This is a genomic window from Nocardioides sp. (genome assembly GCF_031422975.1).
Lineage (GTDB): Bacteria > Actinomycetota > Actinomycetes > Propionibacteriales > Nocardioidaceae > Nocardioides.
Map to the genome: position 1 here is coordinate 1 of NZ_JANPEO010000413.1, position 4,851 is coordinate 4,851.

Consider the following 4,851-nt stretch of genomic DNA (forward strand, 5'->3'; position numbering starts at 1 on the left):
GCGGCTTTCGGGTCGCTGGACTCAGAACTCCGCCACGGACCCCGTCGCGGGCCGACCAGACTTCCCGGCTCACCTGAGGTCCAGCCTAGCGGGGATCCCGGGCCGGGAGGCTTCGTCGGCGGCTTGTGTAGGGTCGGGCGCGTCAGCCCGCGCCGTACGAACGCGGCAACACATTCGCGAAGGAACATCCATGGCCCCCGTTCCGACCACGCCGACCGATAGGGACACCGATCCCACGATCGGCGCTCTCGTCATCGACGCCAGTCGAGACATCTCGACGCTGATCTCCAAGGAGATCGAGCTGGCCAAGTCGGAGCTCAAGGTCAGCTTCAGGCACGGGGGCGCCGGCATCGGTCTCTTCGCCGCCGCCGGGTTCCTCGGTCTGCTCGCGATCATCATGTTGTCGGTCGCGTTCGCCTACTTCCTCCACATGACCGGGCTGGACCTGGCGTGGTGCTTCCTGATCGTGTTCGGCGCCTATCTCCTGGTCGCCGGCATCCTCGCCTTCGTCGGCTTCAAGCAGGTCAAGCAGGTCAGGGGCCCCGAGCGCGCGATCTCGCAGGGCAGGGAGATCCCGGCCGCCCTCCGCGGCCGCAGCTGACCTGGCTCCTCAGCCGGCGCAGCTCCCGGTGTCCACCTCGGCCTCCGAGGTGACGCCCAGGGCAGCGCTCTCGGAGATCTGCTCGGCCGTCAGGGCGTAGCCCGTGTCCGGGTCGGTGACCGACGCGGCGAAGATCAGCCCGACCACGTCGCCCGCCGAGTTGACGATCGGGCCGCCGGAGTTGCCCTGCCGGATCAGCGCACGCAGCGAGAAGACGTCGCGCAGCACGGTGCCCTCGCCGTAGATGTTGGGCGACCGGAGGCGCTGCTCGGCCCGGATCCGGCCGGTCTGCACGTCGTAGGGCCCGTCCTGTGGATAGCCCAGCACCGCAACCCCGTCCTGGGCCTCGGCGCTCTTGTCGAACACCAGGTGCGGCAGCTCGCCCTCGTCGAGCGCCAGCACGGCCACGTCGATCTCGGGGTTGTAGACGACCACGGTCGCGGGCACTGACGAGCCACCGACCTCGACCTCGGGGTTGTCGACGCCCGCCACGACGTGCGCGTTGGTCATCAGCCGGCCGGGCGAGTAGAGGAACCCCGACCCCTCGACGCCGCTGCCGCAGTTGTTGCTGCCCCGCACCTTGAGCACGCTCGGTGCCGCGCCGAGCACGTCCGGATCGGTGAGGAGCCGGGTCGGACCTGGCCCGACCCGGACGATCCGCTCCGGCGCGAAGGGCTCGAGGTAGCGCGGGAAGAAGGTCGTGCCGACCACGTTGTTGAAGGCGCCCAGCACGTCGGATGCCTGGTCGGGGAGGAAGTCGTCGACCTCGGCGAGCACGGCCGAGCCGCGGACGATCGGGGTGATGCCGTCGATCCGCGAGCCCGAGATCGCGACCCCGAGGGCCCAGGAGACCAGCAGGACGGCGGTCGCGCTCAGCGCTGCACCGCCGACCGCGTCGACGGCGCGGATGGGCTGCCACTTGATCCGGGCCCGGATCCGGGCGCCGACGTACTGCAGCGAGGCCTGCCCCAGGGAAGCGGACAGGATCACGATGAAGAGCGCGCCCAGCGAGACCCACAGCGACGGTGCGGCGTCGCCGAGCGCGGTCGGCGCGACCCAGACCCCGAAGAGGCCGCCGCCCAGCAGACCCGCGGTGGCGAAGGCTCCGGTGACGAAGCCCTGCCAGTACCCCGACAGGGCGTAGATGGCCACGAGCGCCACCAGGCACCAGTCGAGGATGTTCACGGGCTACTCCTCGAAGCGTGTGTTCGACCGTGGGGCAACGGTCGGTGTGGGATCACCATGCAGCATGTGGTCCGGCAGGTCACGCACCCGCTCGCTGTCCCACTCGCTGGACCAGCCGACGTAGTCGAAGAGCCGGGAGATGATGCCGGCCGTGAAGCCCCACAGGATGACGTCGCGGTCGGGCCCGATCAGGAATCCCGGGCCGAGCCAGCCCGACGGGTGCCGCACGTTGATCCGGTTTGCGGGATCGACCAGGTCGGCGATGGCGACGTGGTGGATCGCGTGCACCTCGTCGGGGCTGATGACGCTCACGTCTCCTCGCTCGCGCCAGTAGCCGAGGATCGGCGTCACCGCGAAGTTGGACGGCGGCAGCCACAGCTCGGGCAGCTCACCGAACAGCTCGATCTCGGCCGGGTCGAGCCCGACCTCCTCCTCCGCCTCACGCAGCGCCGCTTGCACCGCGGTCTCCCCCGGGTCGATGGTGCCGCCCGGGAACGAGACCTGCCCCGGGTGCGATCGCATGTGGTGCGCGCGCTCGGTCAGGAGCAGCTCGCCCAACCCGTCGCCGTCGAGGTCGGCAAAGAGGATGAGGACGGCGCCGCGGCGGGCATCGCTGCCCTCCGGCGGCATGAAGCGGGTCAGCTCGTGCACAGTGATCGCCTGGGCGCCCTCCGCGAGCGGTGTCAACCAGTCGGGGATGGTCGACAGTCCGTCCCGCGAGCTGGGTCGCTCACCCGCGTCCCGCTCGTCCGGGTCGCTCACAGCGTCACCCCGAGGTACTCGTCGACCATGGCCACCAGCTGATCGGTCGAGTCGATGACGACGGCCTCGACGTGGGTGACCGTGCCGTCCGCGTCGACGAACGCGAGGAACGGGAGCCCCCGCAGCAGCGGGAACGCGCCTGCGCCGTTGATGGTGCCGGCCTCGTCCCGCACGAGGGGGTAGGTCACGCCGGACTGCTCGACGAGCGCGCGCGCCTTGTCGGTCTGCGCGTCCTGGAAGTCGATCCCGAGCATGGCCACGCGGTCGCCGTACGCCGCATGGAACTCCTCGAGGATCGGCATCTCCCTTCGGCACGGACCACACCAGGAGGCCCACACCGAGATGACCGCCGGGCCCGTGAAGTCACCGAGGTCGACGTCGTCACCGCCGTCGAAGCCGGCGAGCGTGACGTCGGGCAACCCATCGTCGAGAGCCTCGTCAGGCGACGCCGTGCAGCCGCTCAGCAGGAGCAACGCGCACAGGGCGACGGCGACAACCCGGATCACGCCGGCCCCTGGGTCTTGACCAGCATCTCCGCCTCGATCGGGTCCGTCGGGCCCGCACCGAAGGACGGGCAGAGCCTGGCGAGCGGGCAGGCCCCGCAGGCGGGCTTCTTCGCGTGGCAACGGCGACGGCCGTGCCAGATCAGGTGGTGCGACACCATCGTCCAGTCGCGCCTGGGGAAGAGCGCCGCGACCGCGTGCTCGACCTTGACCGGGTCGGTCTCCTCGGTCCACCCAAGGCGGCGTGCGAGCCGGCCGAAATGGGTGTCGACCGTGATGCCGGGGACGTCGAAGGCGTTGCCGAGCACGACATTGGCCGTCTTGCGTCCGACACCGGGCAGCGTCACCAGGTCGTCGAGCCGCCCGGGGACCTCGCCGTCGTAGCGCTCCACCAGCGCCTGGCTCAGCTTGAGCAGCGCATCGGTCTTGGCCCGGAAGAAGCCGAGCGGGCCGACGATCTGCTCGAGGACTTCGCGGGGAGCACCCGCCATCGCCGTGGGATCGGGATAGGCCGCGAACAGGGTCGGCCGCAACGCGTTGACCCGGCGGTCGGTGGTCTGGGCGCTCAGCACCGTGACCACCAGCAGCTGGAACGGGTTGTCGAAGTCGAGCTCGCAGTGTGCGTCTGGATAGGTCTCGGCCAGGATCCGGTTGGCCTTGCGCGCCCGGCGCACCAGCGACGTCTCGGGAGGCGCAGGCGGCAGGCTGGCACGAGGCGCGGTGGCGGGGCGGGCGGGCACGTGGGCAGCCTACGACGCGGCATCGACGGACCACTGGCTGGTCAGTTGCGCTCCGATCGGCCCCGATTGACTCGTGTGACCCAGACCACGGCTAGGATTCCCCCGATCAGGCAGGCCCCTAGGTTGGAGGACACCGGTGGACAACGACGTGTTGCGTCAGGCTCCGCTGTTCAGCGCGCTCGACGACGAGGCAGCCACGGCGCTGCGCAACTCGATGGCCGAGACCAGACTGCGCCGCGGCGACGTGTTGTTCCACGAGGGCGACTCGGGCGACAAGCTCTACATCGTCGCCGAGGGAAAGGTGAAGCTCGGCCGCTCGTCCTCCGACGGCCGCGAGAACCTGCTCGCCATCATGGGCCCCGGCCAGATGTTCGGTGAGCTCTCGCTCTTCGATCCCGGTCCCCGCTCCGCGACGGTCACCGCCGTCACCGACGCCACCTTCGCGTCGCTCTCCCACGAGGACCTGCTGCGCTGGCTCGACGGGCGTCCGATCGTCGCCCGCGGACTGCTCAACCAGCTCGCGGCTCGCCTGCGCAAGTCCAACGACGTCGTGGCCGACCTGGTCTTCTCCGACGTCCCCGGCCGTGTCGCCAAGGCGCTGCTCGACCTCGCCGACCGCTTCGGCCGCACCGCCGACGACGGCGTCCACGTCCACCACGACCTCACCCAGGAGGAGCTCGCCCAACTGGTCGGCGCCTCCCGCGAGACGGTCAACAAGGCGCTCGCCGACTTCGCCTCGCGCGGCTGGCTGCGCCTGGAGCCCCGCTCCGTGGTGATCATGGACCTCGAGCGGCTCTCGCGCCGCGCGCGCTGACTGGAAGATTTCTTGCAGCACTGACCCCCGACCCGGCCGCCGCGCGCGTCGTACGTCATGAAGGGGGTGTGCGGTGACCGATCGGTCCGGGTTCGACGAGTTCGTCCACGCACGTGGCGCCGCCCTGGCACGCACGGCGTACCTGCTCACCGGTGACCACCACCTCGCCGAGGACCTCGTGCAGGCCGCGCTCGTGCAGGCGGCCCGCCACTGGGAGCGCATCGACACCTCGCCGGAGGCCTATGT

Annotated in this window: 7 protein-coding genes; 3 read left to right on the forward strand and 4 right to left on the reverse strand. The window is 70.5% G+C overall.

What is annotated here, in order from left to right:
• Positions 1 to 190: 190 nt before the first annotated feature.
• On the forward strand, positions 191 to 601 hold the full coding sequence (locus RMO85_RS12460) for a phage holin family protein (protein WP_310529045.1): 411 nt from the start codon (positions 191 to 193) through the stop codon (positions 599 to 601).
• A 9-nt stretch (positions 602 to 610) separates the two neighbouring features.
• Here RMO85_RS12460 and RMO85_RS12465 read toward each other — a convergent pair whose 3' ends face one another.
• The 4 genes from RMO85_RS12465 to nth are packed head-to-tail and all read right to left on the reverse strand — an operon-like array spanning position 611 to position 3,791.
• Positions 611 to 1,786, reverse strand: a complete 1,176-nt coding sequence (locus tag RMO85_RS12465) for a MarP family serine protease (RefSeq protein WP_310529046.1) — start codon at positions 1,784 to 1,786, stop codon at positions 611 to 613.
• A gap of 3 nt (positions 1,787 to 1,789) precedes the next feature.
• The gene (locus tag RMO85_RS12470) at positions 1,790 to 2,548 is read right to left on the reverse strand and encodes a CoA pyrophosphatase (protein WP_310529047.1); all 759 of its coding nucleotides are present in this window, start codon (positions 2,546 to 2,548) and stop codon (positions 1,790 to 1,792) included.
• A complete protein-coding gene (locus RMO85_RS12475) occupies positions 2,545 to 3,054 on the reverse strand; it encodes a TlpA disulfide reductase family protein (RefSeq protein ID WP_310529048.1) in 510 nt (169 codons plus the stop codon). Before RMO85_RS12475 ends, RMO85_RS12470 begins: the two co-directional genes overlap by 4 nt.
• Positions 3,051 to 3,791 (reverse strand): endonuclease III, encoded by a 741-nt coding sequence (gene nth, locus RMO85_RS12480; RefSeq protein ID WP_397203800.1) that lies wholly within the window; start codon positions 3,789 to 3,791, stop codon positions 3,051 to 3,053. Before nth ends, RMO85_RS12475 begins: the two co-directional genes overlap by 4 nt.
• Positions 3,792 to 3,927: 136 nt before the next feature.
• On the opposite strand from nth, the gene RMO85_RS12485 reads away from it, so the two are divergent.
• On the forward strand, positions 3,928 to 4,605 hold the full coding sequence (locus RMO85_RS12485; RefSeq protein ID WP_310529049.1) for a Crp/Fnr family transcriptional regulator: 678 nt from the start codon (positions 3,928 to 3,930) through the stop codon (positions 4,603 to 4,605).
• A gap of 73 nt (positions 4,606 to 4,678) precedes the next feature.
• Positions 4,679 to 4,851: sigma factor (locus RMO85_RS12490; protein WP_310529051.1), on the forward strand; the 173-nt coding region annotated here is incomplete at its 3' end.

Coding starts and splice junctions, on each gene's coding strand:
- RMO85_RS12460 (WP_310529045.1), top strand. CDS start 191: ATGGCCCCCGTTCCGACCACGCCGACCGATAGGGACACCGATCCCACG.